1 protein-coding gene is annotated in these 1,629 nt (G+C 55.7%); it reads right to left on the minus strand.

Annotation, left to right across the window (positions count from 1 at the left end; genetic code table 11):
- Positions 1 to 266 precede the first annotated feature (266 nt).
- A partial coding sequence (gene abc-f, locus HMPREF2528_RS02170) for a ribosomal protection-like ABC-F family protein (protein WP_070542042.1) occupies positions 267 to 1,629 on the minus strand: 1,363 nt, incomplete at its 5' end.

The following is a 1,629-nucleotide window of genomic DNA, read 5'->3' on the forward strand; positions in this document are numbered from 1 at the left end:
CCCGGTCACCCACACTCAACTCGGAAGAGCCAGTAAAACTGAAGCCATCGAGTGGGAGTAGGCCGATAGGGTTCTGACCTGCGATTTTGAGTGCCGCACTGTGCCGCTGAGTTTCGTTTCGTACGAGAGTCATGACAAAGCCACCAGCGACGGAGATGAGTAAAAGCGATTAAAGAGCCTCCGTTCCCTGCGTTGGGACGGAGGCTCTTTCTTTGCCGTTTTACTCCCTTGTCTCCGTTCGGGGATTATTTCTTGCTCATTTAGGGCTATTCGCGCTGAAAGATTTTGACTAGCTTGGTGTCCTTTATTTCGTAGACAATGTCTGCGACGTTCTCGACCAGCCTCTTATCGTGGGAGACGAACACTATCGTTCCGGCATAGGCGCTCATCATCTGCTCGAGGGCTTCGGCGCTCTTGATGTCCAGGTAATTTCCAGGCTCGTCCATGAGCAAGATGTTGTATCTGCCCAGCAGCATCTTCGCGAGTAGCAGCTTGATGACTTCGCCTCCCGAGAGAACGCCAACGTCCTTTGTCAGGTCGCGCGGTCCGATTCCCATAGAGGCGAGGATGCCTCGAATTTCGGTCATGCTGTACTCGCAACCATCCTGCATGAACGAGATCGCAGACTGACGGGCGTCGAACTTGTAGCCTGTTTGCTCGAAGTAACCGATCTCTGCCTTGGGAGAGATGTTGATACCGTCGGCGCGTCGAGCGATTGCCTTCAGCAGGCTGGTCTTTCCTGTACCGTTGCCACCGGTGATGGCCACTTTGGCACCGAGCGGTATCTCGAATTTCGCGTGGTCATAGAGCATGCAGTTGCCGAAGCTCAAGCTGAAATCGTCTGCCGAGATGGGAAATTTACTATGCAGTTCCAGGGCCTTGCTCTGGCGGAACCGCACGGCGCGAATGCTATCTGGGGCCTCAATCCCTTCGAGCGCTTCGAGGCGCTTCTCCATGTCCTTAGCCGCCTGGTACATCCTCTTCTGTTTGGTGCCGGTTGCTTTCTGATGCCCCAATCGACCTGCATACTCGTTGCTTTTTTTCGCAGCCTTCCGCTTGGCGTCGACCTGCCGTGCTTTTTTCCGTTGTTTTTCGATGGCGGCTTCGAGGCGATCGCGCTCGCGCATCGCCTCTTCGTATCGAGTCGCCTGAGCTTTGCGCTCTTCTTCTTTCTGTCGCAGATAGTCGGAGTAGTCACCCCAGAATTCGGAAATACCGCCGTCTTTGAGCTCCCAGATCTTGTCTACCACCTGGTCGAGAAAATGACGGTCATGGCTCACGATGAGCAGAGCCCCATCAAATGCCTTGAGTTGTCCGACGAGAAGGCGGATGCCGTCTTGGTCGAGGTGGCTCGTAGGCTCGTCGGCGAAGATCGCGCTTGCATGCTGGGAGAGTGCAGAGGCAATCTTGGCGCGTGTTTCCTCCCCGCCGCTCATCGTCTCCTGCGCCACTCCGGCGACGTTGAGACGGGAGAGCATCTCACCACTGTCCTGAGCCGCATCAAGGTCGAGTTCATCGAGTTGGCCGATGAGGGCAATGCTGCCGAAGCGCCTGACGTCGGCGTCCGCAATGGTAAGATTGCCGCTCAGAATTTTAAGCAGGCTGGTTTTGCCTGCGCCATTGTCTCCC

Source organism: Rothia sp. HMSC078H08, assembly GCF_001808955.1.
GTDB lineage: Bacteria > Actinomycetota > Actinomycetes > Actinomycetales > Micrococcaceae > Rothia.